This is a genomic window from Mesorhizobium huakuii, assembly GCF_014189455.1.
Taxonomy (GTDB): domain Bacteria; phylum Pseudomonadota; class Alphaproteobacteria; order Rhizobiales; family Rhizobiaceae; genus Mesorhizobium; species Mesorhizobium huakuii_A.
Map to the genome: position 1 here is coordinate 1,583,210 of NZ_CP050296.1, position 26,894 is coordinate 1,610,103.

At 64.8% G+C, this 26,894-nt stretch carries 24 protein-coding genes and 2 pseudogenes; 18 read left to right on the forward strand and 8 right to left on the reverse strand.

Going from position 1 to position 26,894, the window contains the following annotated elements; all coding sequences use genetic code 11:
• Positions 1-192 precede the first annotated feature (192 nt).
• The 18 genes and pseudogenes from HB778_RS07730 to HB778_RS07810 all read left to right on the forward strand — a co-directional run bounded on the left by HB778_RS07730 (position 193) and on the right by HB778_RS07810 (position 18,397).
• Positions 193-1,263 (forward strand): flagellin, encoded by a 1,071-nt coding sequence (locus HB778_RS07730; RefSeq protein WP_095199337.1) that lies wholly within the window; start codon positions 193-195, stop codon positions 1,261-1,263.
• A 131-nt stretch (positions 1,264-1,394) separates the two neighbouring features.
• The gene (gene fliF / locus HB778_RS07735) at positions 1,395-3,044 is read left to right on the forward strand and encodes a flagellar basal-body MS-ring/collar protein FliF (protein WP_183462770.1); all 1,650 of its coding nucleotides are present in this window, start codon (positions 1,395-1,397) and stop codon (positions 3,042-3,044) included.
• Positions 3,045-3,047: 3 nt separating this feature from the next.
• Entirely contained in the window at positions 3,048-3,668 is a 621-nt protein-coding gene (locus HB778_RS07740) for a hypothetical protein (RefSeq protein WP_183462772.1), read from the forward strand.
• Positions 3,665-5,043 (forward strand): annotated as a pseudogene (locus tag HB778_RS07745) (MotB family protein). The gene HB778_RS07740 and the pseudogene HB778_RS07745 overlap by 4 nt, the downstream one beginning before the upstream one ends.
• Positions 5,040-6,410, forward strand: coding sequence for a chemotaxis protein MotC (locus HB778_RS07750; RefSeq protein WP_183462774.1), 1,371 nt, complete (start codon positions 5,040-5,042; stop codon positions 6,408-6,410). The pseudogene HB778_RS07745 and the gene HB778_RS07750 overlap by 4 nt, the downstream one beginning before the upstream one ends.
• Positions 6,407-7,222, forward strand: a complete 816-nt coding sequence (locus tag HB778_RS41400; RefSeq protein ID WP_244661867.1) for a hypothetical protein — start codon at positions 6,407-6,409, stop codon at positions 7,220-7,222. Before HB778_RS07750 ends, HB778_RS41400 begins: the two co-directional genes overlap by 4 nt.
• Positions 7,219-7,767, forward strand: a complete 549-nt coding sequence (locus HB778_RS41405; protein ID WP_244661868.1) for a flagellar hook-length control protein FliK — start codon at positions 7,219-7,221, stop codon at positions 7,765-7,767. The genes HB778_RS41400 and HB778_RS41405 overlap by 4 nt, the downstream gene beginning before the upstream one ends.
• The gene (locus HB778_RS07760) at positions 7,697-8,284 is read left to right on the forward strand and encodes a transglycosylase SLT domain-containing protein (RefSeq protein ID WP_183465039.1); all 588 of its coding nucleotides are present in this window, start codon (positions 7,697-7,699) and stop codon (positions 8,282-8,284) included. The genes HB778_RS41405 and HB778_RS07760 overlap by 71 nt, the downstream gene beginning before the upstream one ends.
• Positions 8,285-8,508: 224 nt before the next feature.
• The gene (locus tag HB778_RS07765; protein ID WP_010911291.1) at positions 8,509-9,177 is read left to right on the forward strand and encodes a response regulator transcription factor; all 669 of its coding nucleotides are present in this window, start codon (positions 8,509-8,511) and stop codon (positions 9,175-9,177) included.
• A 79-nt stretch (positions 9,178-9,256) separates the two neighbouring features.
• On the forward strand, positions 9,257-10,513 hold the full coding sequence (locus HB778_RS07770; RefSeq protein WP_183462776.1) for a flagellar hook protein FlgE: 1,257 nt from the start codon (positions 9,257-9,259) through the stop codon (positions 10,511-10,513).
• A gap of 27 nt (positions 10,514-10,540) precedes the next feature.
• Complete coding sequence (gene flgK / locus HB778_RS07775) at positions 10,541-11,995, forward strand: flagellar hook-associated protein FlgK (protein ID WP_183462778.1); 1,455 nt, start codon at positions 10,541-10,543, stop codon at positions 11,993-11,995.
• A 3-nt stretch (positions 11,996-11,998) separates the two neighbouring features.
• On the forward strand, positions 11,999-13,042 hold the full coding sequence (locus tag HB778_RS07780; protein WP_095199345.1) for a flagellar hook-associated family protein: 1,044 nt from the start codon (positions 11,999-12,001) through the stop codon (positions 13,040-13,042).
• A gap of 29 nt (positions 13,043-13,071) precedes the next feature.
• Entirely contained in the window at positions 13,072-13,419 is a 348-nt protein-coding gene (gene flaF, locus HB778_RS07785; RefSeq protein WP_183462780.1) for a flagellar biosynthesis regulator FlaF, read from the forward strand.
• On the forward strand, positions 13,416-13,859 hold the full coding sequence (gene flbT, locus HB778_RS07790; protein WP_095199347.1) for a flagellar biosynthesis repressor FlbT: 444 nt from the start codon (positions 13,416-13,418) through the stop codon (positions 13,857-13,859). Before flaF ends, flbT begins: the two co-directional genes overlap by 4 nt.
• The gene (gene flgD, locus HB778_RS07795; RefSeq protein WP_183462782.1) at positions 13,859-14,266 is read left to right on the forward strand and encodes a flagellar hook assembly protein FlgD; all 408 of its coding nucleotides are present in this window, start codon (positions 13,859-13,861) and stop codon (positions 14,264-14,266) included. Before flbT ends, flgD begins: the two co-directional genes overlap by 1 nt.
• A gap of 13 nt (positions 14,267-14,279) precedes the next feature.
• Positions 14,280-14,546: a flagellar biosynthesis protein FliQ gene (fliQ, locus tag HB778_RS07800; protein ID WP_010911298.1), complete on the forward strand. Its 267-nt coding sequence runs from the start codon at positions 14,280-14,282 to the stop codon at positions 14,544-14,546.
• A 176-nt stretch (positions 14,547-14,722) separates the two neighbouring features.
• Positions 14,723-16,591 (forward strand): asparagine synthase (glutamine-hydrolyzing), encoded by a 1,869-nt coding sequence (gene asnB, locus HB778_RS07805; protein WP_183462784.1) that lies wholly within the window; start codon positions 14,723-14,725, stop codon positions 16,589-16,591.
• 163 nt (positions 16,592-16,754) lie between these two features.
• Positions 16,755-18,397: pseudogene (locus HB778_RS07810) on the forward strand (MFS transporter).
• 25 nt (positions 18,398-18,422) lie between these two features.
• On the opposite strand, the gene HB778_RS07815 reads toward HB778_RS07810, so the two are convergent.
• From HB778_RS07815 to HB778_RS07850, 8 genes are all read right to left on the reverse strand, one after another.
• Entirely contained in the window at positions 18,423-18,791 is a 369-nt protein-coding gene (locus tag HB778_RS07815; RefSeq protein ID WP_183462786.1) for a cupin domain-containing protein, read from the reverse strand.
• A gap of 3 nt (positions 18,792-18,794) precedes the next feature.
• Entirely contained in the window at positions 18,795-20,180 is a 1,386-nt protein-coding gene (locus HB778_RS07820) for an NAD(P)/FAD-dependent oxidoreductase (protein ID WP_183462788.1), read from the reverse strand.
• 27 nt (positions 20,181-20,207) lie between these two features.
• The gene (locus HB778_RS07825) at positions 20,208-21,323 is read right to left on the reverse strand and encodes an ABC transporter ATP-binding protein (protein WP_183462790.1); all 1,116 of its coding nucleotides are present in this window, start codon (positions 21,321-21,323) and stop codon (positions 20,208-20,210) included.
• The gene (locus HB778_RS07830; protein ID WP_183462792.1) at positions 21,320-22,117 is read right to left on the reverse strand and encodes an ABC transporter permease; all 798 of its coding nucleotides are present in this window, start codon (positions 22,115-22,117) and stop codon (positions 21,320-21,322) included. The genes HB778_RS07825 and HB778_RS07830 overlap by 4 nt, the downstream gene beginning before the upstream one ends.
• Positions 22,117-22,989 carry an ABC transporter permease gene (locus HB778_RS07835; protein WP_183462794.1) on the reverse strand — a complete coding sequence of 291 codons (873 nt, stop codon included), beginning with the start codon at positions 22,987-22,989 and terminating at the stop codon, positions 22,117-22,119. The genes HB778_RS07830 and HB778_RS07835 overlap by 1 nt, the downstream gene beginning before the upstream one ends.
• A gap of 22 nt (positions 22,990-23,011) precedes the next feature.
• Positions 23,012-24,088, reverse strand: a complete 1,077-nt coding sequence (locus HB778_RS07840) for an extracellular solute-binding protein (protein WP_183462796.1) — start codon at positions 24,086-24,088, stop codon at positions 23,012-23,014.
• 40 nt (positions 24,089-24,128) lie between these two features.
• Positions 24,129-24,788, reverse strand: a complete 660-nt coding sequence (locus tag HB778_RS07845; RefSeq protein WP_183462797.1) for a helix-turn-helix domain-containing protein — start codon at positions 24,786-24,788, stop codon at positions 24,129-24,131.
• A 172-nt stretch (positions 24,789-24,960) separates the two neighbouring features.
• Positions 24,961-26,742, reverse strand: a complete 1,782-nt coding sequence (locus HB778_RS07850; protein ID WP_183462799.1) for a chloride channel protein — start codon at positions 26,740-26,742, stop codon at positions 24,961-24,963.
• Positions 26,743-26,894: the final 152 nt, after the last annotated feature.

Consider the following 26,894-nt stretch of genomic DNA (forward strand, 5'->3'; position numbering starts at 1 on the left):
CGTTTCTTAACCCTCGAAAGCGAGCCTTTAACAGGCCGTTAACCATAACGAGCTAGTCATGGTTAACCATAGCTTACAACGGATTGGCGAATCGGCCCGGTCGGGACGACGGCAATCGATGGGCGGGCGACTGGCTCGCGAGGGCAATGCCGGTTTTTGAGAAAGACCGGCCCGGAAAAAGGAGCGAGTTTCTTGGCGAGCATCATGACAAACGCTGCGGCGTTGACGGCACTTCAAAGCCTCAACGCCACCAACAAATCGCTTGAGCAGACACAGGCCCGCATCTCGACGGGCTACAGGGTCTCCCAAGCCTCCGACAACGCCGCCTACTGGTCGATCGCCACGACGATGCGCTCCGACAACGCAGCCTTGTCGACGGTGCAGGACGCGCTCGGCCTCGGCGCCTCGAAGGTCGACACCGCCTATACCGGCATGAACAATGTTCTGACGTCGATCGGCCAGCTCAAGACCAAGCTGCTCTCCACCATTGGCCAGACGGCCGCGGCCAAGGCAAAGACGCAGACGGAAATCACCACGCTTCAGGCGCAGATGAAGTCCTTTGCCGATGCCGCCACCTTCTCGGGCTCGAACTATCTTTCGGTGACGTCGACGCAAGTCGCGGCCCCCAATGACGGCGTTCAAGCCGACGCCAAGATCGTCTCGTCCTTCAACCGCTCCTCCTCGGGCGCCATCTCGCTCGGAACGATCGACATCGACGTCGAGAGCACGAAACTGTTCGACAACGGTCTCGCGACCGCCGTCAAAAACCAGGGCACACTCGACCGCCAGACGTCCGTATACGCGACAGCGGCCGCCCAGACCCTTTACGACAATGCCTATGCGACCTCGATCGCCGGTGGTGGCACGGACATCGCCGCCAACACCGCTGGCCAGACGGCCGCGGGCGCGGTGGTCCCCAGGATCGACAACGTTTCCGCCTTCAATCTCGACATCACGGCAGCGGGCGTGACCGACGACATCATCACCCAGATGATCGGCAAGATCGACAAGGTCATGAGCCAGCTGACCGACCAGGCCACCATCCTCGGCGCCGCCAAGAGCTCCATCGACCTGCAGAAGACCTTCACGCAGAGCCTGATGGACTCCATCGACCGCGGCGTCGGCCAGCTCGTCGATGCCGACATGAACAAGGAATCGACCCGCCTGCAGGCCCTGCAGGTGCAGCAGCAGCTCGGCATCCAGTCGCTGTCGATCGCCAACAGCTCCTCGCAGTCGATCCTGTCGCTGTTCAAGAACGGCTAATCCAGCCGTAGCGGACAGATACCCCTCCTTTCAATTCACGGGCCGCGCCGCAAGCGCGGCCCGATTTCATTTTCGCACAAGCTTCGAGGGCTAGTGTTCCGGCGGACAATCATGCTGGGAGTCGCTCTATCGTGCCGGAACAGATCCAGAGCATCATCTCGAATCTCCGCGGTTTTGGTGTGAAGCGCCTCGCCATGCTGGCGGGCATCGCCGTTCTGGTGATGGGCGTCATCGGCATCGCCTCGGTCTACCTCAACCGCCCGGCCTACGACACGCTCTATGTCGGCCTCGACCGTTCCGACGTGAACCAGATCGGCCTGGTGCTGGGCGAGGCCGGCATCGGCTTCGACGTCGGCGCCGACGGAACCTCCGTGCTGGTGCCGGCCGGCACCACGGCGCAAGCGCGCATGCTGCTTGCCGAAAAGGGTCTGCCGACCAGCGCCAATGCCGGCTACGAGCTGTTCGACAATGTCGGCGCGATGGGCCTGACCTCGTTCATGCAGCAGATCACCCGCGTGCGTGCGCTGGAAGGCGAGATCGCCCGCACCATCCAGTCCATATCTGGCATCAAGGCGGCGCGCGTCCACATCGTCATGTCCGAGCGCGCCAATTTCCGCCGCGACGAACAGCAGCCCTCGGCATCGGTGGTCATCCGCTATGCCGGCATCGACGCCGAGAAGAGCGCCCAGTCGATCCGCCATCTCGTTGCCGCCGCCGTGCCCGGCCTGTCGGCCGACAAGGTGACGGTGCTCGATTCCAACGGCAACCTCTTGGCCGCGGGCGATGATCCCTCCAACACCAGCGCGGCCCGCACGCTCGGCGTCGAGCAGACCGTGGAGGCGCAGATCGGCGACAACATCCGCCGCGCGCTCACCCCCTATCTCGGGCCCGACAATTTCCGCGCCAGCGTGAAGGCCGAGGTCAACACCGACACCCGCCAGACTGAAGAAACCATTTTCGATCCGAATTCACGTGTCGAGCGCTCGGTGCAGTCGGTGCGCGCCAATGAAAACAGCAACCAGAAGCAGGCTTCGACCCCGGCCAGCGTCGAGCAGAACCTGCCGGAGACCCAGGCGACCAGCACCGAGGGTCCGCAGACCACTTCTGCGAACGACCGCAAGGAGGAGATCACCAATTACGAGATCAACTCCAAGAAGATCGCCACCGTCTCCAACGGCTACACCGTCACCAAAATGTCGATCGCCGTCGTCGTCAACCAGGACCGGCTGAAGGCGATCCTTGGCAAGGACGCGACCCCGGAGCAGATCGCCAAGCGCGTCGCCGAGATCCAGAAGATGGTGACGTCCGCCACCGGCCTCGACGACAAGCGCGGCGACGTCATCGACGTCTCTGCGGTCGAGTTCATCGACGGGCTGGACGGCGAGGCGATCCCGCAGGCTGGGATGCTGGATTCCATCGGCCAGCACGCGGGCACGCTGATCAACGCCGGCGCTTTCATCGTCGTGGTGTTCCTGGTGGCCTTCTTCGGCCTGCGGCCGATGGCGGCGGCGCTGACGGCAAGAGCGACGCCTGCTCTTTCAGGTCCCAATTTCGATGAAGTCCAGCGTTCCCTGCCGACACCGGAGGCAGCCGCTTCCGCCGATGCGGGTGCCGCCATCGGCGCTCTGCCCGGCTCGCGGCCCGGTATCACGCCGCTCGATGATCTTCGCCAGAAGATCAGGCCAGCGCCACAGGAGCGGCTCGCCCGCATGGTCGACCTCAATGAGGAGCGCACCGCGCAGATCCTGCGCAAATGGGCGGCCCAGGAAGTCGCGGCTTAAACCATGGCCTCCGCAGCCCTTTTCGATCTTCTCCCTGATTTCGGTACGCGCGCGCCACGCGTCAGCCAGCCGCAGGCCGCGTCCGAGCACAGAACGGAAGCATCCGCACCGCCGGCCGATATCGGCACGCTGATCGCCGAGGCGGTTGCCCAGGCGGAGGCAGCACTGGCGGAACGGCTTGTCGCTGCTCATGACGCGGCGCTGGAAGCGGAGCGCCAGGCGAATGCCGAGGAAGCAAGGATCTTTCTCGAAAGCTTCGGCGGCGATATCGGCAAGGCTGTCTCGCTGCGCATCGACGCCATGGAGACGCACGTGACGGACCTCGTCGCCGCCACGGTCGCCCGCATCATCGGCGGCGTCGTCAGCGACGACCTGCAGAAGCGCTCGCTCGAGGCGCTCGCCGGCGCAATTCGCGAAGCCGTCGGCGATGGCGAAGCGATGCGCATCGCCGTCCGCGGACCGCTGTCGCTGTTCGAAACGCTGAAGACATCGCTTGGACCACGCATTGCAAATCTCGACTTCATCGAGGCGCCCGGCTTCGACCTGACGGTGACCATTGACGAGGCCGTGTTCGAGACCCGCATCGCCGAATGGTCGGCAACCCTTTCCGAGGTCCTGTCATGAGCGTCGCCGAGGCCGATCACGGCAGGCACGAGATCATCATCGTGCGGCGGGCTCATGACGATCACGACGAAGCCCATCACGGCGGCGTCTGGAAGATCGCCTTCGCCGACTTCATGACCGCCATGATGTGCTTCTTCCTGGTCATGTGGCTGATCAACGCCGCCAACGAACAAACCAAGGCGGCCGTCGCCAGCTACTTCAACCCCGTCAAGCTCGTCGACCGTGAGTCGAGCCGCAAGGGCCTGGAGGATCTCGGCAATGGGCCGCGCGCGACCGGGATGACGGCCGACGACCCGCAGGAGGCGACAAAAAGTCCGGACAGGACGGCATCGGCGCGGCGGGCTCATCCAGCCGCAAGCAGGACAAGCAGGAGCCGAACAAGGCTGAGCAGTCGGATGAGCTTCTGTTCGCCGACCCTTACGCCGTGCTCTCCGAAATCGCCACCGACACCGGCGTCATGCAGAATGTCAGCCAGAAGGGCGATGGCGGCGCGCAGAACGCCGGTCCGGCAACAGGCGCTTCCGGCGGAGCGTCCTACCGCGATCCCTTCGAGCCCGATTTCTGGTCGCAGCAGGTCGCGGCACCCGCCGCCGAGGCGAGTGCCCAGCGCCCCAAGATCGAGGGCGAGCCGCTCAAATCAGGTGACAAGGCCGCGGAGACGCAGGTCGCCAAGGTTAAGGCCGTGCCACCGGCGCCACCCGTCAAGGATGCACCGCTCGAGCCTCTGGCCGCGAATGGCAAGGACGCCGCAGCAGCGATGGCCAAGGCCGGCGAAATCAAAGCCAGCGATATCAAGGCCATTGAGCCTAAGGCGGGAGACAGCAAGGCCGCGGCTGCCGCCAAGGCGGCTACCGCCGCAGCCGCGCAAGAGACGACTCCGCCTGAAGCCGCGGAGAAGCCGCCGACCGCCGCTGCCGTGAAGGCGGCGGCCGACGTCAAGCGGCAGCTGGCCGATGCCTTCAAGCCCGGCGACAAGCTGCACGATGGCGTCTCGGTCGAAGCCACCGACAAGGGCGTCGTCATCTCGATCACCGATCAGCTCGACTTCGGCATGTTCGAAGTCGGGTCGGCGGTGCCGAGCCGCGAACTGGTGCTGGCGATGGAAAAGATCGGCCGCATCGTCAACAGTCAGAAGGGCACCATCAGCATCAACGGCCACACCGATGCGCGCCCGTTCCGCAGCTCCAGCTACGACAATTGGCGGCTGTCGACGGCGCGCGCGCATTCCGCCTACTACATGCTCGTGCGCGGCGGCGTCGACGAACGCCGCATCACCGAGGTCGCCGGCTTCGCCGACCGCCAGCCGAAGGATCCGGCCGACCCCATGTCGGCGGCCAACCGCCGCATCGAGATCCTGATGACGAGCGGCGGATGATGCGGGCGGCCGTCACCAGCCGGCTGATGGGCCTGTTGCTGCTGGCCGCGGGATATCCGTCGGCCGGCTTCGCCCAGGACACGCTGCAGCCTTACCAGCTGGTGCGCTCGCTGCAGCTCGTCCAAGACCGCATCGCTGCCGGCGATCACGCCGCGATGCCGATGCAGGCCAAGCTGCTCGAGATGACCGATACGCGCCTGCGCGAAGCGGATGCGGAGGACTTCAAGGACCCCAAGAATTTTCGCGCGCTCCTGGTCTACGGCATGAGCGGCGGCAATCCGGTGACCGTCGAAGCGGCGGTGTCGCGCGCCACCACGGATCCGGGCAGCCTTGCCATCGCCAAGGGTGTGATCGACTATCTGAACGGCCGGCCCGGCGAAGCGATCGAAGCCCTGAGGCCGATCGATCCGATGACACTGCCCGCCGATCTCGGCGCGTTCCTTGCCCTGGTCAAAGGGTCGCTGCTTGCCGGTGATCAGCCGGCGGCGGCGCTGACGCTGCTCGACGAGGCCAAGCTGCTCAGTCCTGGCACATTGGTCGAGGAAGCCGCCTTGCGGCGCTCGGTCGGCATCGCCGTGACGCAAGGCGACGCGGCACGGTTCGCGCTTGCCTCCACCCAGTATGTCGAGCGCTACCTCTATTCGCCCTATGCCAGCCAGTTCGCCGATTCCTTCGTCTCCGGCGTCATCACGCTGCACATGTCGATCAGCCAGGACAAGCTGGCCGATATCACCGCGATGATGGATCCCGAGCGCGAGAAGGTGATCTATCTGCGCATCGCCCGCCGCGCCGCGATCGACGGCCTCAGCGACTTGTCGGCCTTCGCCTCGGCTCGGGCCGAGCACGGCCGCGATGGCAACACCAACCAGGGCGATCCGCGCGCCGAGCTTTACTCCAGCCTGTCCACGGTGACTTCCGGTACGATCGAGGACGTGCGCACCAAGCTCGGCAAGATCGACCGCAGCAAGCTGTCGGACGGTGACCGTGCCCTGCTCGATGCCGCCCAGGCAATCGCCGGCGAGGTGGTGGCGCCGCCGGCTTCCCTTCCAGCCGTAAGTCCGGCGTCTGCGGACACTGCGCCACAGCCCAAACCCGAGGTCGCCGCCGCACAGGCTGCCGACGAGGCGGGACTGCCACCCGTAGAGGGTGCCGTCGCCGAACAGCCTGCCGTCGCGCCACCCGGCGGGACAGCAGCCGCTGCGCCGAACGCGCCGGCACCTTCAACCGATTCGGCGACGGTCCTGCCGGCATCAGCGCCGGCGACCTCTGCCGGTCCCGACACCACCGATCCGACCGACGCCGCCATGATGAAAACCCGTCGACAGCTCGACCTGATCGACCAGATGCTTGGAGCCGCCCCGAAATGACCCCCAGCCTCGGCCCGGCCCTGCCAGGATTTACCGCCGCGCGTACGGCGGAGCAGCCGGCTACGCCCGGCAAGAAGGATGATTCCGGTTTCGGCAAGATGGTGCATGGCGGCGCGAGCCAGGCGGAAAAGCAGCCGACCACCGAGGCCGGCGGGCGCGATCCGCGCTGGAGCAAGCTTGCCGCCGGCCTTGCGGCACAGGCAGGCGAGGACAAACCCCTGCCGCCCGGCAAGGCAAGGACCACGCCGACCGGATTGACGGCTGCGAAATGCATGAAAGACGGCAAGGACGTTGGGGCGGACGAAGACACCGATACCGAAACGCCGGCAACCGACGCCGGCGCAACGCCGCTTGACGACCATCTGCCTTTGCTGATGGCGTTTCATGATTTGCGCCATTTCTCGACATCGGCCAAGTCAGCCGATGCAAGCGAAGCCGGACAGGAACCGGCGCTCGGCGGGCAGGTCCTGCCGAAGGCCTATCGGATGGCATCCGCCACCGGGCAGGACGACCTCGAACCGACGTCGGAGCCAGAGCGGGTCTCGCTCGTCGACGGGCCGCTGACGAAGCTGGAGTCCGCCCGCGACGCCGGCGTGCCACGGCGCGACAACGCAATCGCCGCTGGCCCGCTGCCCGAGCCGGCCGCCGCCGAGGTGCCGGGTGTTGAACCGAAGCAGGTGGCGCCGCAGCTGAACTCCATCGCCGACGTCCAGTCCTCGTTGCGGTCGGAGCCAGGAAAACAACTCTCGGCGCAGCCGCGCGTCGACGTGGTTTCCGAGCGCAGCTTCCTGCCCCGCCGCAGGCGCCGATGAGCCAGGCAGCACTCAACGTAATCAATGCGGTAGCGGCCGATGTTAGCCCTCAGCAGGCGTTTTCGACAGCCTCCGCGACCACGCAGCTGGCCGGCTCTGTTGCCGTTCCGACACATGTGTTGAAGATCGAACTTCACCCCGCCGAACTGGGCATGGTCACCGCCCATCTTCGCCTCTCTGGAGAACAACTCTCGATTGAACTTAAGCCCGAAACACACGACGCCTACCGCCGGCTTTCCAGCGACAGCGAGGCAATCGTCAAGTCGCTGCGCGGGCTGGGCTTCGAGGTTGACAAGGTCACCATCCTGCAACCGTCAGTGGCCGTTCCGGCTACAACCCGGACGGATGCAACCGCCACTCTCACCACCGTACCTGGCCGCGACCAGTCCGCCTTTCAGCCCGGGAACTCGAGCGGCGGCAACAGCGGAGCCGGCGGTCAGCAACCAGGCCAGCAGTCCGCAAGGGGCAACCATGATGACGCGCAAGCACTCGGCCGCGCCGCTTCGCCTTCTCGCGAGCGCGCTGGCGGCGATATGTTTATCTAGCCTCGCCAACGCCGCGGCTGCCGCTACCAATCCCTGCGAGCCCGAGATCCTGCGCGCCGCCGACCGCTATGGCGTGCCCGCCGGCATCCTCTATGCCGTCGGCCTGACCGAGACTGGCAACAAAGGCAGTCTTCAGCCTAACGCATTGAATATAGAAGGAAAAGCTGTCTTCCCAAAGAACCGCGCCGAGGCGCTTGCCACCTTCGCCAATGCGCAGCGCGAGGGCAAAACGCTGATCGATCTCGGCTGCATGCAGATCAACCATCACTATCATTCTTCGCACTTCCGCAGCGTCGAGGACATGCTCGACCCGCGCCAGAACGTCGACTACGCGGCGCGTTTCCTGGCCAGTCTCCATGCCCGCCACGAAACCTGGTCGATGGCTGTCGCCCGCTATCATGCCGGTCCCGACAACGACCCGGCGCAGAAGGTCTATGTCTGCAGGGTGATCGCCAACATGGTTGCCACCGGTTTCGGCAAGTGGACAACCAACGCCCGCGCCTTCTGCAACCCATAAGCGTATTTTCTGCTTCTAATACGCCCATCGCGCTGCTTTGGAGTTGCCGTTTCGACTTGCCCAGAACTTCCCACGCCAAGCATATCTGGCTGCACGCTAATGCAACCGGTACGATTCCAGACTCCCAAGAAACTAGTTACAAGAAATGACGGTTGTTCAGGATTCTCACCAGCGGTTACGCCTTTCCCCACGGGGCAGATGTGCTGATTCGGAAGGCGGGGCCGATGATCGTGATCGTTGACGAGCGAGAGCTCGTAACTGAGGGATACAATTCACTTTTTGATCGCGAGGGCGTCGCCTGCGCGGGCTTCGCCCCCGGCGAATTCGGCGAGTGGGTGAACTCCGCCGCCGACACCGATTTGCGTTCAGTGCGCGCCTTCCTGATCGGCGACTGCCGCGACGGCGCCATCTCTCCGCGCCAGATCCGCGACCGCACCGGCGCTCCGGTCATTGCGCTCAGCGAGCAGCATTCCCTGGAGAACACATTGCGGTTGTTCGAGAGCGGCGTCGACGACGTCATCCGCAAACCCGTCCATATCAGAGAGATCCTGGCCCGCATCACCGCCATCCGCCGTCGCGCCCATGAGGATGTCGCCTACACCGAGATCGGCGCCATGCGCATCTTCATGGATGGCCGCGACCCCGAGATCGACGGCCAGCCACTGCCCTTGCCGCGCCGCGAGCGCCGCATCCTCGAATACCTGGCGAGCAACCGCGGCCGCCGCGTCACCAAGACCCAGGTTTTCAACGCCATCTACGGCATTTTCGACGAAGAGGTCGAAGAGAACGTGGTGGAAAGCCACATCAGCAAATTGCGCAAGAAACTGCGCGAAAAGCTGGGCACGGACCCGATCGATTCCAAGCGCTTCCTCGGCTACCGGCTCGTCTTCTGATGCCGCGCCGCGCCAGCCTCGCGCAAGACAGGACGCGTAGCCTCGCTGCCAGTGGCATGGATATTGCGGAGACATCTCGATGAGCCTCTACGGAATGATGCGGACCGGCGTTTCCGGCATGAACGCCCAGGCCAATCGCCTGTCGACAACCGCCGATAACATCGCCAATTCCGACACCACCGGTTACAAGCGGTCCTCCGCCGAATTCTCGACGCTGATCATGCCGTCGACGGGTGGCGCCTATAATTCCGGCGGCGTCACCACGACGATCCGGCAGGCGGTCAGCGATCCGGGCGTGCTGCAGTACACGACCTCTGTATCCGACCTCGCCGTCAGCGGTGACGGCTTCTTCGTCGTCCAGGATCCGAGCGGCACGCCTTTCCTGACCCGCGCCGGCGCCTTCGTTCCCGACGCACAGGGCAGGCTGGTCAACGCGGCTGGCTTCCAGCTGATGGCCTACAGCTACGCCAATGGCACGCCGGCGGCGACGGTCAACGGCTTCGAAGGCCTGGAGCCGGTCGTCATCTCCGACCAGGGCATGACCGCAACGCCGAGCACCCAGGGCAGCTACACCGGCAACCTGTCGGCGGGTGCCACCCCGGTCGCCGCCGCCAACCTGCCCTCCACCAATGCGGCAGGCGCGCAGTACACCTCGAAATCCTCGATGGTCGCTTACGACAATCTCGGCAACAAGAAGCTGCTCGACGTCTATTTCACCAACACCGGCACCGGCACCTGGCAGGTGGCGGTCTTCGATCAGTCCAAGGCCACGGCCGGTACATCGTTCCCCTACACAGGCGGTGCGCTGGGCACGGCCAACCTGACTTTCGACACCACCACCGGCAAGCTGACCGGCGCCACCACAGGCATTACCTTTACCGTACCGGGCGGCGCCAGCCTCAATCTCGACCTGTCGGCGATGACCCAGCTCGGCACCGGCTTCACGGTTTCCGATGCCCAGGTCAACGGCAACGCGCCGAGCACCATCGACAAGGTCCAGATCAGCAAGGACGGCACCATCTACGCCCAGTACAAGGACGGCTCCACCAAGCCGCTCTACAAGATTCCGCTGGCCGACGTGCAGAGCCCGGACGAACTCAAGGCCCTGCCAGGCAATGTCTACGCGCAAGGCACCGAATCCGGCGCGGTCCGCGTCGGCTTTGCCAATGAAGGCAAGCTCGGCTCGATCATCTCCGGTGCGCTCGAGAATTCCAACGTCGATATCGCCGAGGAACTGACCAACATGATCGCGGCGCAGCGCAGCTACACCGCCAATTCGAAAGTCTTCCAGACCGGTTCCGACCTGATGGACGTCCTTGTCAACCTGAAGAGATAAACCGGGCGTGGCCCGTGAAAGACCAGCATGTCGTTATCTTCCGCATTGAGCATCGCCCAATCGGCGCTTATGAATACCGCGCGGCAGACCAGCGTTGTCACGCGAAACGTCTCAGACGCTTCCAATCCGGACTATACGCGCCGCATCGCCGCCGTCACCAGCACGGCGCCCGGCGCGCGTTCGGTTGATATCCAGCGCGTCACCAACGACCTGCTGTTCCGGCAGAATCTCGGCGCCTTGTCGGCCTATAGCGGCCAGAGCGCGCTCTACAGCGGCATGGATCAGCTGGACGTGTCGGTCAACGGCGTCGACAACGCCTCCTCGCCCTCGACGGCAATCGCCAATCTGCAGCAGGCGCTGCAGCTCTACGCCACCTCGCCGTCCAACCAGAATCTCGGCTCCAGCGTCATCGACGCCGCCAGGCAGGTCGTGCGCTCCCTGAATGAAGGCTCCCAGGCCATTCAGGATTTCCGCACCCAGACCGACGGCCAGATCGACACCGCGGTCAAGGACCTCAACTCGCTGCTCAGCCAGTTCCAGGACGCCAACCAGGCGGTCATTTCCGGCACCCGTTCCGGCACCGATGTTTCCGATGCGCTCGACCAGCGCGACGCGCTGCTGAAGAAGATCGCGGACTATGTCCCGATATCGACCTTCACGCGCGGCGACAATGACATGGTCATCACCACCGGTGACGGTACCACGCTGTTCGAGACGATACCGCGCACGGTGAGCTTCACGCCATCGGCTGGCTATGCCGCCGGAGCCCCCGGCAACACTGTCTATATCGACAACGTGCCGGTCTCGGCGGGAAGCGGCGGCAACACCACCGCCAGCGGCAAGCTTGCCGGGCTGCTGCAGTTGCGTGACGGCGTCGCCTCGACCATGCAGAGCCAGCTCGACGAGACCGCGCGCGGCCTCGTCACGGCCTTTGCCGAGACCGCGCCCTCAATGCCCAACGCAGCCGGTCTGTTCACCTGGTCCGGCGCGCCGGCGGTGCCGGCCGCAGGCACGCTGGTCAATGGCCTGGCCGGCACGATCAGCATCAATACGGCGATGGATCCAAGCGCCGGCGGCAATCCGACATTGCTGCGCGACGGCGGCGCCAATGGCGCTGCCTACGTCGCCAACACCACCGGCGGCGCTTCCTATTCCAACCTTCTCGTTGCCTATGGCGACCGGCTCGACCAGCCGATGACGTTCGACCCCGCAGCCGGGATTTCGGCAACGTCCAGCGTTTCCGACTACGCCGCCAATTCGATCGGCTGGCTCCAGAGCATGCGCCAGCAGGCTTCGACCGCCGCGGATGCCAAGGAAGCGCTGGCACAGCGCAGCTCCGAGGCGCTGTCCAATGCGACCGGCGTCAATGTCGACCAGGAAATGTCGCTGATGCTCGACCTCGAACATACCTATCAGGCATCGGCCCGGATGATGAAGACCGTCGACGACATGATGACGGCCCTGTTGAACGCGGTGGGATAATCCATGACCTCAGTCTCCTCGGCCGCCCTCACCAACGCCATGCGCTATCAACAGATGCGCATGCAGGCCGACCTCGTCAAAGCCACGAAGGAATCCTCGACCGGCAAGGTCGCCGATGTCGGCCTGGCACTGGGCGGACGCACCGCCCAGTCCGTCACCTTCCAGCGCGACCTCGACCGGCTGAACGTCATCGTCGATTCCAACGGGCTGGTCACGGCAAGGCTTGCGTCGACCCAGACCTCGCTCGGCCAGCTCTCCGGCGTGGCGCAGACCTTCCTGTCCGCCCTGACCACCGCGTCGTCGGGCGACAACTCCGACAGCCTGACCCAATCGACCGGCCAGACGACGATCCAGCAGCTTACCTCGATCCTCAACACCAGCGTCAACGGCGAATATCTGTTTGCCGGCACCAACACCGACGTCAAGCCGATCAACGATTTCACCGCCGCCGGCTCACCGGCCAAGGCCGCCTTCGACGCCTCCTTCGTCGCCAAATTCGGATTCACGCCCAGCGATCCTGCCGCGGCCAACATTACCACCGCCCAGATGGACGATTTCATCACCAACTATGTCACGCCGCAGTTCCTCGGCACGGGTTGGCAGACCAACATGTCGAACGCCACCGACCAGCAGATCGTCAGCCGCATCGCGCTCAACGAAACCACCGAGACGTCGACCAGCGCCAACAGCGACGGCATCAAGAAGCTCGCCATGGCCGCCGCAATGGTCTCAAGCCTGATGTCCACCAACATCAGTCAGGCGGCCAAGGACAGCATCGTCAGCCACTCGCAGACGCTGGTCGGCGAGGCGCTGAGCGGCATCGCCCAGGTCCAGTCGGAGACCGGCATCGTCCAGAAGCGCGTCTCCGATGCCAGCGACCGCATGAAGACGCAGATCGACCTGTTCGAACGCCATATCCTCGATCTCGAAGCCGTCGACCCGGCCACGGCCGCCACCAAGGTCGCGGACCTGACGCAGCATATCGAGACGTCCTTCGCTCTGACAGCGCGCCTGCAGCAGCTCAGCCTGTTGAATTACCTGACCTGACAACTTCCAGCGGAACGGTAGAGCCGACGATGTACCAATTCTCTTACGCCGACGTCCAAAGCACCTCCGTCTCGGACGCCAAGGACCGTGAGCGCGAACTTCTGACCCGCTCGATCGACATGCTGTCGGCGGCCGCCGCGGCCGGCCTGGATTCGATGGAGGCCGTGGAGGCGCTCAATTTCACCAACCGTGTCTGGACCGTCTTCGTCGAGGATCTCGGCTCCAGCGACAATGCGCTTCCCAAGGAATTGCGCGCCAACCTGATTTCCATCGGCCTGTGGCTGCTGCGCGAGGCGGAGGACATCCGCCAGGGCCGCACCAACAATTTCGAAGGGCTGATCGAAGTATCCCAGATCATCCGCGACGGCATTCAATGACCAACACGCTGAAGATATCGCTGAAGCCCAACGAGAAGATCTACATCAACGGCGCCGTCATCCGCGTCGACCGCAAGGTCACCATTGAACTGATGAACGACGTGCAGTTCCTGCTCGAAAGCCATGTGATCCAGGCCGACCAGGCATCGACGCCGCTCAGGCAGCTCTACTTCATCGTGCAGGTCATGCTGATCAATCCCGCTGGCGCCGATGAGGCCCGCGAAATGTTCCGCCGCTCGCTGCCGCTGCTCATCGCCAGTTTCGAGGACGCCGAGATCTGCAGCGCACTGAAGCAGATCGACCGCATGGTCGGCGAGGATCATATCTACGAGGCATTGAAGGCGATCCGTTCGCTCTATCCTCTCGAACGCCGCGCGCTTGGCGGCAATGACGATGTTCCGGGCGCGCCGCGCCCACTGGCCGTGGGAGCACGCTACTGATGACCGTGGACATGACGACGACGATACCGGTTGGCGCCAATTCGACCACCACCTCGACCTCCAAGACAGCGGTCGACTACCAGTCCTTCCTGAAGCTTCTGATCGCCGAGATGAAGAACCAGGATCCGACCAAGCCGATGGATTCAACGCAATATGTCGCCCAGCTCGCCACCTTCTCGCAGGTCGAACAATCGGTGCAGAGCAACACCAAGCTCGACCAGATCATGCAGTCCTCGGCGCTGTCGCAGGCCGATGCGATTATTGGCCGCTCGATCACGTCGGCCGACGGCAAGACCACCGGAACAGTGGCTTCGGTGACGCTCGCGAGCAGCGGACTGATCGCGGTGCTGCAGGATGGTACCCAGGTCCCCGTCGGCGCAGGCGTGTCGATCAAGCCGGCAAGCTAGGCCAACCTCTGACATGAACGAGGCCGACGCACTCGACATCGTCCAGTACGCGGTGTGGACGGTGCTGACCGCGTCCGCTCCGGTGGTGCTGGTCGCCATGGCTGTCGGCATCGGCATCGCCCTCATCCAGGCGCTGACGCAGATCCAGGAAATCACCTTGACCTTCGTGCCGAAGATCGTCGCCATCATGTTGGTGGTGGCGCTCACCGGCCCGTTCATCGGCGGCCAGATATCGGCCTTCACCAACGTCATCTTCCAGCGCATCCAGAACGGGTTCTGAAACCTTGCGAGGGACCGCGCGGCGGCTTCCATCCGGAATTGCCCGAAACCAGCGGCCCGCTTGCGGTTGACCCGGTTCCGGCTAGATTGCCATGCAGGCCACTCCCGGCCAGGCGATCGTTCTGTCCCAATGGCCTCTCGAAATCCCCCGAACCAACCCAGACCGACCGGCGGACCATGTGCGGCATAGCCGGCGTCTGGCGCAAGCGAAACCCGATCGCGGACGGCGATCTCGCCGATGTCGGCCGCATGATGCAGGCACTGGCGCATCGCGGCCCCGACGATCATGCCAGCTGGAATGACAGCCGGCTGGCGCTCGGTCACCGGCGGCTGTCGATCATCGACCTGTCAACGCAGGCGCGCGAGCCGATGCTCACCGCCTGTGGCCAGGGCGTGCTGGTCTACAATGGCGAGGTCTACAATTATCGATCCTTGCGCGAGACGCTTGAAGCCGAAGGCAGGCGGTTCCGCACGGTCTCGGATGCCGAAGTGGTCCTCGAAGCCCTGCATCACTGGGGGCCGGACAAGGCCATTCCGCTGTTCGACGGCATGTTCTCGCTCGCCTATTTCGATGCACGAGCCGGTGCGCTCTGGCTGGCGCGCGATCGCCTCGGCATCAAGCCGATGTCGGTGGCCGAGACGAGTGAGCGAATCCTCTTCGCCTCCGAGGACAAGGCGATCCTTGGCTGTGACGGCGCCGCACGGGCCATCGATGCGCGCGAGATCACCTTGCGTTTTGCCTGGCAAAGCCGTGACTCCAGCTCCAGCCTGTTCGCGGGCATAGAGCGGCTGCCGCCCGCGGGCCTGTGGAAGGTCACCGACGCCGGCATCGAGAAGCGCTGTTTCTGGCATGTCCTCGATGTACTCGACGCCGCCCGCATCGCCGGCGACACCGCCACCGACGCCAAGCACATGGCGTCGCTGGAAGCGCTGATCGAAGACAGTGTCAGGCTGCACTGCATTGCCGACACCAGGCTGGCAGCGGCTTGCAGTGGCGGCGTCGATTCCGGTCTCGTCACGACACTGGCGAAACGGTTCCGGCCGGAGATGACAGCCTATGTCGTCGATCCGCGCCTCGGTCACAGCGAGGCGGAAGACGCCGCACGCACCGCCCGCCATGCCGGTGTGCCGCTGAACAGGGTGCCCGTCGACAAGAACCGGTTCCTCGAACTCTGGCCAAGAGCCATCTGGCACCTGGAAAGCGATGGCTGGCACGCAAGCCACGCCTGCCTGCTGGCGCTTGCCGAGCAATGCCGGGCTGACGGCATCAAGGTGCTGTTGACCGGTGAAGGCGCCGACGAGTTGTTTGGCGGCTACGACTGGCAGGAAGCCAGCATGCGGCCGTGGCGGCCCTGGGCATGGCCGGGACGGCTGTTTCGCTCCAAGGCCCGGCTTGCCCGCAGGTTCGAGCGCCAGCGCCATGCCCCCTTTCGGACATCGATCGCCGGTGGCCATGGCTGGGACCGCAACATCGTGCTCAGGGCATTGTCGCCGGAACTAAATTTCCTTCAGACCAAGATCTTCGACCGGCTCGAGCCGGTCGCGTCGCTCAGCGACCGCGCCTTCCTGGGATGCTGCCTTCACGACCTGTATGCCCATCTGCAGGATCTGTTGAACAGGCATGACCGGCTCAGCATGGCGGCTTCGGTGGAGCTCAGGGTGCCGTTCCTCGAAAACCGGCTGATCGACTTCGCCATCCACCTGCCGAGGCGGCACAAATACCGCCACAGCCAAGGAAAATGGCTTTTGAAGAAAGTCGCGGAAAAACACATTCCGCTTCAGAACGTGAACGCCCGCAAGAACGGCTTCCAGGTATCGGCCAACTTCACCGCGGGCACAGAGGGTCTGCTGCGCGCAGGCTTGCTGCGCGACGTGATGGAATGGCCGGCCGCTTCCGTCGAAGACCTGATCGATCTCGCAAGGCGGGACCAGCCGTCGCGGTTGCGGCTGGTCGGCATGGAGCTTTTCCTTCGCCTGCACGCCGACGGTCAGACCACCGGCGACCTCACTGAAGCCCTGCATGCGGCGGTCAGCGACGCACACTGAAACCATGTCCCGCAGGGCCAATACAGGCGTGGCCCTCCTCTATCCCTTTGTTGGACCATGATCTTGCGCGCATGACATTCGCCCTTTGCAGCGCGATGCCATAGTTTCGGCTAACGATGCGGAGAAACCGCAAGGATCAGCACGCCGTGGCAGGAACCCATCCATGATTGACGAGAAACCGGACAGCGAAGGCGTTTCGGCGCTGGCGCCGTTCCGGCATGGCATTTTCCGCGCCGTCTGGGCCGCAAGTCTCGTTTCCAATTTCGGTGGCCTGATCCAGGGCGTCGGCGCCGCCTGGATGATGACGACGATCGCCACGTCGCCCTATCAGGTCGCCCTGGTCCAGGCCTCCACCACCTTGCCGATCATGCTGTTCGCGCTTGTCGCCGGCGCCATCGCCGACAGCTTCGACCGGCGCAAGGTGATGCTGGTCGCGCAGACCTTCATGCTGGTCGTTTCGCTGCTTCTGACGGTGTTCACCTACTACAATTTGCTCACGCCCTGGACGCTGCTGGCCTTCACTTTCCTGATCGACAGCGGCACGGCACTCAACAGCCCGTCCTGGCAGGCGTCCGTCGGCGACATGGTTCCCCGCAACAAGGTGCCGGCGGCCGTTGCGCTGAACTCCATGGGCTTCAACCTGACACGCAGTGTCGGTCCGGCGATCGGCGGCATCATCGTCGCGGCTGCCGGTGCCGCGGCCGCCTTCGCGGCGAACGCGGTCAGCTATATCGGCCTCATCATCGTGATGGCGCGCTGGAAGCGCGACGTGCCGGTATCGACCTTGCCGCGCGAATCGCTGGGCGCGGCCATGGGGGCCGGCCTGCGGTATGTCGCCATGTCGCCCAACATCGGCAAGGTGCTGGTCAGGGGGCGGCCTTCGGCTTCAGCGCCGGCGCGGTGCTGGCACTCTTGCCGCTGGTGGCGCGCGACGTCGTCAAGGGCGATGCGTTGACCTACGGCATCATGCTGGGCGCCTTCGGCATCGGTGCCGTCGGCGGCGCGCTGATCAGCGTGCGGCTGCGGCAATTGCTCTCCAGCGAGACGATGGTGCGCTGTGCCTTCGCCGGCTTCGCCGTCTGCGCCTTCAATGCCGCGCTCAGCCATCAGGCCTGGCAGACGTCGCTCGGCCTGCTGGTCGGCGGCGCCTGCTGGGTGATCGCGCTCTCGCACTTCAACGTCACGGTGCAGATGGCAACGCCGCGCTGGGTGGTCGGCCGGGTTCTGTCGGTCTACCAGACCGCGACCTTCGGCGGCATCGCGCTGGGCAGCTGGATCTGGGGCGTCGTCGCCGACGCGCATGGCGCCGAGACGGCGCTGATCGCCGCCGCCATCGCCATGCTGGCCGGCGGCGCCATCGGCCTCCTGCTGCCGCTGCCGCAGCAGCAGGTGCTCAACCTCGACCCGCTCAACCGTTTCAAGGAACCACACCTCGCGCTCGACCTGAAGCCGCGCAGCGGTCCCATTGCCATCATGATCGAATACATCATCCGCCACGAGGACGAGACGGAATTCCTCGCCACCATGGCTGAGCGCGGCCGCATCCGCCGCCGCGACGGAGCCCGCAACTGGACACTGGCGCGCGATCTCGAAAATCCGACGATCTGGATCGAGCATTATCACACGCCGACCTGGCTCGAATATGTCAGGCACAATGGCCGCATCACCCATGCTGATGCCATGGTCGGCGACCGCTTGCGGGCGCTGCACAGCGGCGACGAGCCGCCGCGCGTGCGTCGCGTCATTGAGCGCCCGACCACCGCCGGCACCGCGCTGGTGATGGCCAAGGGGCCGATCGAGCACTGATTTCGTCAGAGCCGATCGTCGCCTGTCAGCCGGCCGACTGGATCATGTAGAGCTTGCGCGTGGTCTCGCGGATGCGCCATTCGCCCTTCCATCCCTGCGGCAGCACGAGAAGGTCTCCCGGCCCCAGTTCGCGCGCCTCGCCATCGGCGCGGCTCACCTCCACCCGCCCCGAAATGATGTGGCATATCTCCGACGACCCTGACCGGTCGGCGGTGAAGCGGCCGGGCGTGCATTCCCAGATGCCGATATCGACGGTTCCGTCCGGCGACTGGAAGAACGAGCGCACCGCCTCGACCTGATCCCCCTCGATGCTGGTCGGCTTGGGTGAGAACGTGCCGATATCGGCCTTGGCGAGATCGTGGAAGGTCGAAAGGTCGATCAAATTGGACTCCATCAATCAGTGGCCCGTGATGCTGTCGGCGAGCGCGGCCAGTTTCGACGTATGCGCAAGGCCTCCGGCTTCGCGCCCGTCAGCGATGCGATAAAGCTGGTACATCGAATGCACGCCGAGCCAGCGGAACGGCTCCGGCTCCCATGGCCTGACCTTGCGGTTGACCCAGGGTAGCTTCGTCAGCTCGGTGTCCTGGCCAAGGACCAGATCGGCCAGCGTGCGCCCGGAAAGATTGGAGCTCGACACGCCGAGCCCGACATAGCCGCCCGCCCAGCCGATACGGGTCGCGGGATCGAGCCCGACGGTCGTGCACCAGTCGCGCGGGACGCCGAGCACACCGCACCAGGCGTGCTCGATGCGGCAGTTCGCTGTCTGCGGCAAGAGCGTCGTCAGGATCTGATGCAACTGGTCGATCGTCGCCTGCTGCGTCTGCCCGTTGATGTCGGTGCGCGAGCCGTAGCGATAGGGAACACCGCGGCCACCCATGGTGATGCGCCCCTCGCGCGTGCGCTGGGCGTAGCAATAGGCGTGGGCGGCGTTGCCGAGAAGCTCATGCCCCTCCCAGCCGATCTGGCGCCAAAGCGCCTCCGACAGCGGCTCGGTCACGATCTGCGCGCTGTTGAGCGCCAGCCAGGTCCGCTCCTCGCCGGGGATGCCTGCTGTAAAACCTTCTGTCGCGCGGATGATGGTTTCCGCCCGCACCGTGCCGCGGTTCGTCGTCACGCTGCCCTTGGTGATAGACGTCACCGTCGTCTGTTCGTAGATCGGCACGCCCAGGCGCTCGACGGTGGCCGCAAGCCCGCGCACCAGCTTGGCCGGCTGCACCCGCGCCTGGCCGTGGACGACGAAGCCGCCCATGACATTGCGGATATTGATGCGTGCCCGCGTCGCCGCTTGATCCAGCATTTCGACGCGGTCCGGATCGAGATCCCAGGCGCGGATCGTTTCGCACTCTTCGCGCGCGCGTTCGAGCTGCGCGGGGTTGGTGGCCACCGTCAGATTGTCGACGCGGCGGATATCGGCGTCGATGCCTTCTTCCGTCGCCACCCGGATTACCTCGTCGACGCAGCCCGCCATCGCCGCCTGCATGGCGCTCACACCTTGCCGGCTCGACGTCTTGAGATATTTTTCGCGCGACCAGGAGAAACCACCCGACAGCCAGCCACCATTGCGGCCCGAAGCGCCGAAGCCGGCAAATTCGCGCTCGATCAGCGCGATGCGCAGCGAAGGCCTGGCCTTCTTCAGATAATAGGCGGTCCACAGCCCGGTATAGCCAGCGCCGACGATCGCGACATCGGCCTCGATATCGCCGGGCAAAGGCGGCCGGGGCGCGGGGACCCCGCCCAGATCCGCATACCAGAACGATATGTCGCCGTTTCGCTTGGCTTGCATGGGATGACTTTCAGATGGGGAGCGGGATCAGGTGAGCGTGGTGTCGGCGGTGCTGTCGTCGGCCAGCAGCTTGGCGTCAGCGCCGTGAAAGCAAAGCTCCACTGGTTCGCCCAGGCCAAAACTTTCGCCGATCAGCGGTGAGCGCACGATTGCGGCGGAGCCATCGGCCAACTTCACTTCATATTTCGATTCCGAGCCGAGATAGATGGCCTCGGCGATCGTCCCCGACAGGCGGTTGGCGCCATCGGCAGCACTTTGGCCGGGCCGGCGGATGGCGAGCTTTTCAGGACGCAGCAGCATCACCGGCCTGGCATCCCCATTGATGCGCGTCGATGCCGTTACCGTCTCGCCGGCTATGGTAAGTGCGGTGCTTGTGCCATCGCTTCGCGCCTCGCCACGCAACACAGTGGAGTCGCCGATGAAGCGGCCGACGAACAGCGTCGCCGGTTCGTCATAGAGCTGGCGGCCGGTGCCGACCTGCTCGATGCGCCCGCGATTGAACACGGCGATGCGGTCCGACAGCACCAGCGCCTCCTCCTGGTCGTGCGTCACATAGACGAAGGTGGTGCCGAGCTCGCGGTGGATGCGCTTGATCTCAAGCTGCAGCCATTCGCGCAGCTTCTTGTCGAGCGCGCCGAGCGGCTCATCCATCAGCAACAGCGGAGGGTCGAAGACGATGGCACGGGCGAGCGCCACGCGCTGTTGCTGGCCACCGGACAGTTCGCTGGGGTAGCGATGCGCGAAGTCGCCCATCTTGACCATGTCGAGCGCCCTGGCAACGCGCGCTTGCCGCGTGGCCTGGTCGACGCCGCGCAGCGTCAGCGGATAGGCGACGTTGCGGCCGACGCTCATATGCGGGAACAGCGCGTAGTGTTGGAACACCACGCCGATGTTGCGCTTGTGCGCCGGCACGCCGACCACGTTCTTCCCGCCGACCAGCAGCTTGCCGCTGGTCAGGTCGGTGAAGCCGGCCACGACATTCAGCGTCGTGGTCTTGCCGGAGCCGCTCGGGCCGAGCAGCGTCATGAACTCGCCGGGCTCGATCCGCAACGACACGCCGTCCAGCGCCTTGAAGCCGCCATAGGCCTTGCTGACCGATTCCAGATCGATCGCCGCGCCCTTGCTCTGCTGTCCCGGCTTCATTGGCGTCCTTTCCGTTCGCGACCAAGAAGAAGCATGCCGCCGCCGATCAGGAGTGTCGTGGCGAACAACAGGATCGTGCCGACGGCGGCAACGGTCGGGTCGGCGTCGCGGGTGATGGAGGAGAAGATCTGCACGGGCAAGGTCTTGAGGTAGGGGTTGGTGATGAACAGCGACACGACGATCTCGTCGAAAGAGGTGGCGAAAGCGAAGAGCAGGCCGGACAGGATGCCGGGCAGGATCAGCGGCAGCGTCACCGTGCGGAACGCGGTCAGCGCTCCAGCGCCGAGGCTCGCCGCTGCCGTCTCAAGACGCCTGTCGAACACTTCGAGACTGGCGGAGACCGCGATCAGCACGAAGGGAAGTGCCAGGATGGTGTGGGCAAGCACAAAGCCAGTCAGTGTTCCGACCAAGTGGGTGTCGAGATAGACGGCGTAGATGCCGATGGCGAGCACCACGCCCGGCACCACCATCGGCGTCAGCATCAGCATGCGCAGCAAATTGGCCGGCCCGGCCTTCATGCGGTCGAGGCCGAAGGCCGCGAGCGTGCCGAGCACCGTCGCCAGCACAGCCACCACCGAGGCGACCTTCAGCGAGTTGAGGAAGCTCGACGACCAGTCCGGATTGGTGAAGAAGTTCTGGTACCACTGCCAGGAGAAGCCTTGCGGCGGAAAGGCGAGCGACTTGTTCTCGTTGAACGACATCGGCACGACGACCAGCGTCGGCGCCACCAGCCATATCGCCACCAGCAGGCAAACGAGGCCGAGGATCACGCGGGTGAGCGGCTTGATCTCCATCAGCGCCGCCCCGCTTCCCGGTACCGCGAGCGCATCACGGGTGCTGCGAGCGCCAGAAGCACAAAAGTGGTGACGAGCAGCACCACGCCCATGGCGCCACCGCGACCCCATTGCAGCAGGCTGAGCACCTGCGTCTGCACCAGCGTCGACAACATGGTCGAGCGCGGTCCGCCGAGCAGCGCCGGCGTGATGTAGAAGCCCAGCGCCAGGATGAAGACGATGATCGCGCCGGCATAGACGCCGGGCAGCGACAGCGGCAGGTAGACGGTGAAGAACGCGCGCGAAGGTCGTGCACCCAGGCTTTGCGCAGCCCTCATCAGCCTGAGGTCGATGCCCTTCATCACCGAATAGAGCGGCAGGATCATGAACGGCAGGAGCACCTGCGCCATGCCGATCACCACGCCGGTCTGGGTACGGATCAGCCTTATGCCGTCAAAACCGGCCGCCCTCAGCAGCGAATTGATGACGCCTGAATCCTGCAGCAGGATCACCCAGGAGAGCGTGCGCACCACCCCGCTCACCCAGAACGGGATGAGCACGCAGAGCACCAGCACCAGCCGCACGCGCGGCCCAACGGCGGTCATCAGATAGGCGTAAGGATAAGCGCAGATCACGCAGACGATCGTTACCCAGGCCGAGATGGTGAACGTGCGCTGGAGCACCGTGAGATTGATGGGCGCGCCGAAGAACCAGACGTAGTTCTGCACGCCCCATTCCGGCTCCGACAGGCTGCGCAGCACGATGGTGAACAGCGGATAGCCGATCACCGCGACGAGCAGGATCAGCGCCGGCGCCGTGAGCGCGAACGGCCGCCATGCCCGTCCCGGCCGCACATCGGCGGCGGGTTGGGTCGGAAGCTCGGACGCGCTCACGATCTGCCTCTCGTTCGCCAGTTCAGTTGCCGGCCATCAGCGCCGACCATTTCTCCTGCGCCACCGCGAAGTTCGGGACCCAGAACTTGAAGTTCTGCTTGTAGCCCTGCTTCTGGCGATCCGGCGTGTTGGTCAGGAAGGCGGCGACGGAAGCGTCGACCTTGGGCTGCGCGTCGCTGTTGATCGGCGTGTAGGACGTCTTCTCCGCCAGGATTTCCTGCGACTGCTTACCAAGATAGGCATTGAGCAGCGCGTAGGATGCGTCCGTATCCTTGACGCCGACCGGGATCGTCATCTGATCCATCACCACTAGCCAGTCCTGCCAGGCCGGCGCGTATTTGGCGCCGTTCTTGACCGCGGTCATGGCGCGGCCGGTCCACATCATCAGCATGTCGGCCTCGCCGGATTCGGCGAGCTGCTGCGATTCAGCGCCTGTCTTCCAGAAGATGGTATCGGGGCCGAGCTTGCGGACCACATCGATGGCCTTGTCGATATCGGCCACCGTCATCGCCTTCGGGTCGCCGCCGGCAACCTTGAACGCCTGTTCCAGCAAGCCGCCCGTCGGGCTGCCGGAGCCATCGATTCCGCGCACTCCCGGGAACTTTGCCGTGTCGAAGAAGTCGGCCCAGCTCTTGGGCGGGTTATCCTTGTATTTTTCTTTGTTGTACATCAGCACAACGCCATAGTTCATCGCCGGCACCGAGCATTCGCCGACCTGACCTTCCGGGATTTTCGAGACGTCGAGCTTCGTCAGATCCAGCTTCTGGAACAGCTTGCCGCAATAGACGTAAGGCGGCAGGTCGTCGGTATCGACGACGTCCCAGGTGACATTGCCGGACTCGACCTGCGCCTGCAGCTTGGCGATCTCGGTCGGGCCGTCATTGAGCAGCTTGACGCCGGACTTGTCGACGAATTCCTTCAGCGCCGCCGCCTGGCCGTCCTGGTAGATACCGCCATAGGAGACGAACGTCAGCGTCTTGCCCTTGAGCGAACCTTCTTTCACCTCGCCGGCGACCGGCTTTTCCTGCGCAAAGGCCGCGCCGGCCACAACGCCAAGCGCCAGAATGGCGCCAAGGCCTGCAAATCTCGATTTAAACATCACACTAACTCTCCCATTCATGCCCGCGTTTGGATCGAACCTACCTGGCCGCGAGCGGTTTCCAGGCCGTGTATTGATCGAGCTCGGCGCGCACCGAGGTCGGCGGCGCGATGATCCACATCACTTCGGCTCGGCCACTGCCGATGTTCTCTGAGCGATGCGGTGTCGAGGTCGTGTATTCGATGCTGTCGCCCTCTTCGAGCACGTGGCGCGCCTCGCCGAGCGAGACCTCGACGACCCCGCGCAGCACGACGAGCATCTCGTGCGCGTCGCCATGGGTGTAGCGATCGGGCCCGGTCGAGCCGCCAATGTCGAATTCCCCGACATAGACTTCCATGTCGCTCAACGGCGGGCGCGACAACAGCATCTTGCGGCAGCCGTCGCTGGGCGGCAGGCTCGGCCGTTCACTCCGTCTCAGGACGCCATGGTTTTGCGCTGTGCTTTCCTCGAACAGCATGGCGACGCTGACGCCGAGCGCCGAAGCCATCTGGTTGAGCGAGGCGGTGCTGGCGCCGGTCAGGCCGCGTTCGAGCTGGCTGATGAAACTGGCGCTCGTCCCGGTCGCCTCCGCAAGCTCCCGCAAGGACAGTCTGCGGGCGAGGCGAAGGCTCTTGAGGCGCATGCCCAGCACCTGATGGGCATGCGTCGCCATCGATACGTCGCCCGTCTTTACCGAAGCCTTGTCGGACCCCTTGCTCATGCGGTCTTCCACCTCACTTAACATCTTGTACAGTACCACTGTACAGTTGGCAAGCCGCGCATGACGCCAGCAGCGCACCAATATTCGGGCTAGGCTTGCTCAAATCGGAGGGTATGTCCGCGGGAGAAGGACGTGCATGCCTTGTCGACAAGGAGATGCGCAGGTGCGCGCCCTACCCCTCGCCCGACAGATCCCGGCGCGCTTTTTCGAGTTCCTCGGCATAGCGCCGCATCAGATGGCCCTCGGTCAGCAGCCCGAGCACGATGTGATCGGTGAAATCCTCGACCACCGCCAGCTCCTCGGCGCCGGCGCGCTGGAACGTCTCGGCGGCGGCCTGCACGTTCATGCTGGGCACCAGGACGGCATCCTTGTACTGGGCGAGATCGCGCACCGGCACCTCGCCGCCGGAGGGATCGCTGTGCAGTTCGGCGACGATCAGCACGCCGACATATTCATCGCCCGGGTCGACGGCGATGACGCGCTGGGCGGATCCGAGCGGGATCTGCTTGCGGAAGTCGGCCAGCGTCGTCGAGGCATCGATGGTCTTGATGTCCTTGCGCATCATCGAGCCGACGGTGAGGCTGCGCATCCAGCCGACATCGTGGGCGCTGCGGATCGTCTCGCCGCGCAAATGGAAGCGCCATGTCGAGAACGAATAGCCGAAGGTTTCGCGCACCAGGATCGCCGCCATGATCGAGGCGGCCAGGACGACGCCGGTGAGCGTCAGGTCGCGCGTCGATTCCAGCGCCAGGAAGGTCATGGTCAGCGGGCCGCCGACGACTCCGACGGCAAGCGAGGTCATGCCGACGACGGCGGCGACCGACGGGTCGATGCCGGTCGCCGGCGAGACCAGCGCCATCACGCCGGCGAACGCCTTGCCGAGCAGCGCGCCGAGGAACAGCGAAGCAAAAAACAGGCCGCCGCGAAAGCCGGAACCAAGCGAGATGGCTGACGCTGCGAGCTTCAGCACGAAGACGCTGGCCACCACGGTCAGCCCATAATTCATGGCGAATTCGCGGTGCAATGCGCCATGGCCGCTGGACAGGACCTGCGGCGTGATCAGCCCGAGCAGGCCGACGAGGACGCCGCCGATGACGGGACGCAGCGAGGCATCGACCGACAGCCTGTTGAAGCCGCGTTCGATCAGCGTCACCAGTTGCATGATGGCGATCGAGGCCGCACCGCCGAGCAGCCCGAGCAGCAGGAACGGCACGTACTGGCTGGGCGTCAGCGCCGGCAGCCCTGAAAGCTCCAGCGGAAACGGCACGCCGCCGAACATTTCCGCCGTCAGCGAGGCTGAGATGGCGGCGGTCATGACCGGCGCGACATTGGCGACCGAGTAGATGCCGATGACCAGTTCGAAACCGTAGAAGGCGCCGGTCAGCGGCGCGTCGAAGGCGGCGGCGATGGCGCCGGCAGCACCGCAGCCGACCAGGACGCGGACATCGTTGCGGCGCAGCCTGAAGATGCGCGCCAGCCGCGACGCCAAGCCGGATCCGACCTGCGTGTAGCCGGCTTCCAGGCCGACCGAAGCGCCGAAACCGCTGGAGATCATGGTCTGGCCGGCGATGATGAAGGTGTCGGTCAGCGACATGCGCCCGCCATAGAGCGCGTTGGCTTCGATCGGATCGACCGGGGTGCGGAACTTACGCAACCGCAGCCAGATCACCGTCAGCCCGAGCAGGGCACCGCCGACCGCCGGTATCAGCGCCTGCATGGGATTGGCGAGCGAGAACATGCCGGACAGCCGACCGCCGGGCTGAACGCCGAACAACAGCCCGTGCAGATCCTGCACGATCTGGCTCATCGCCGTGACCAGTATGCCCGCCATGACGCCGACGACGCCGGCCAGGATAACCACGGCGATGCCGCGTGCTTCGAGCAGAGGAATGGATCTCAGCAGCACCGCGCGCAGCCGGCGGGCGTAGACTTGTGGTTGGTTTCTGGAAAGCACCAGGCGGCTCGCCGATATCAAAAGGGACGTGGAAGGCTGATACGCCTGGCGACGCGGCATGGCAACCGCGATACCGGCTGCCCCTGTGAGGATCGTTCTCGAACAGTTTAGAGGCGTCTTTTGATCGATCCAGAGCCCAAAAGGCATAAGCG

Coding starts and splice junctions, on each gene's coding strand:
- HB778_RS07740 (WP_183462772.1), top strand. CDS start 3,048: ATGGCCTCCGCAGCCCTTTTCGATCTTCTCCCTGATTTCGGTACGCGC.
- HB778_RS07750 (WP_183462774.1), top strand. CDS start 5,040: ATGATGCGGGCGGCCGTCACCAGCCGGCTGATGGGCCTGTTGCTGCTG.
- HB778_RS41400 (WP_244661867.1), top strand. CDS start 6,407: ATGACCCCCAGCCTCGGCCCGGCCCTGCCAGGATTTACCGCCGCGCGT.
- HB778_RS41405 (WP_244661868.1), top strand. CDS start 7,219: ATGAGCCAGGCAGCACTCAACGTAATCAATGCGGTAGCGGCCGATGTT.
- HB778_RS07760 (WP_183465039.1), top strand. CDS start 7,697: ATGACGCGCAAGCACTCGGCCGCGCCGCTTCGCCTTCTCGCGAGCGCG.
- HB778_RS07765 (WP_010911291.1), top strand. CDS start 8,509: ATGATCGTGATCGTTGACGAGCGAGAGCTCGTAACTGAGGGATACAAT.
- HB778_RS07770 (WP_183462776.1), top strand. CDS start 9,257: ATGAGCCTCTACGGAATGATGCGGACCGGCGTTTCCGGCATGAACGCC.
- flgK (WP_183462778.1), top strand. CDS start 10,541: ATGTCGTTATCTTCCGCATTGAGCATCGCCCAATCGGCGCTTATGAAT.
- HB778_RS07780 (WP_095199345.1), top strand. CDS start 11,999: ATGACCTCAGTCTCCTCGGCCGCCCTCACCAACGCCATGCGCTATCAA.
- flaF (WP_183462780.1), top strand. CDS start 13,072: ATGTACCAATTCTCTTACGCCGACGTCCAAAGCACCTCCGTCTCGGAC.
- flbT (WP_095199347.1), top strand. CDS start 13,416: ATGACCAACACGCTGAAGATATCGCTGAAGCCCAACGAGAAGATCTAC.
- flgD (WP_183462782.1), top strand. CDS start 13,859: ATGACCGTGGACATGACGACGACGATACCGGTTGGCGCCAATTCGACC.
- fliQ (WP_010911298.1), top strand. CDS start 14,280: ATGAACGAGGCCGACGCACTCGACATCGTCCAGTACGCGGTGTGGACG.
- asnB (WP_183462784.1), top strand. CDS start 14,723: ATGTGCGGCATAGCCGGCGTCTGGCGCAAGCGAAACCCGATCGCGGAC.
- HB778_RS07815 (WP_183462786.1), bottom strand. CDS start 18,791: ATGGAGTCCAATTTGATCGACCTTTCGACCTTCCACGATCTCGCCAAG.
- HB778_RS07820 (WP_183462788.1), bottom strand. CDS start 20,180: ATGCAAGCCAAGCGAAACGGCGACATATCGTTCTGGTATGCGGATCTG.
- HB778_RS07825 (WP_183462790.1), bottom strand. CDS start 21,323: ATGAAGCCGGGACAGCAGAGCAAGGGCGCGGCGATCGATCTGGAATCG.
- HB778_RS07830 (WP_183462792.1), bottom strand. CDS start 22,117: ATGGAGATCAAGCCGCTCACCCGCGTGATCCTCGGCCTCGTTTGCCTG.
- HB778_RS07840 (WP_183462796.1), bottom strand. CDS start 24,088: ATGTTTAAATCGAGATTTGCAGGCCTTGGCGCCATTCTGGCGCTTGGC.
- HB778_RS07845 (WP_183462797.1), bottom strand. CDS start 24,788: ATGAGCAAGGGGTCCGACAAGGCTTCGGTAAAGACGGGCGACGTATCG.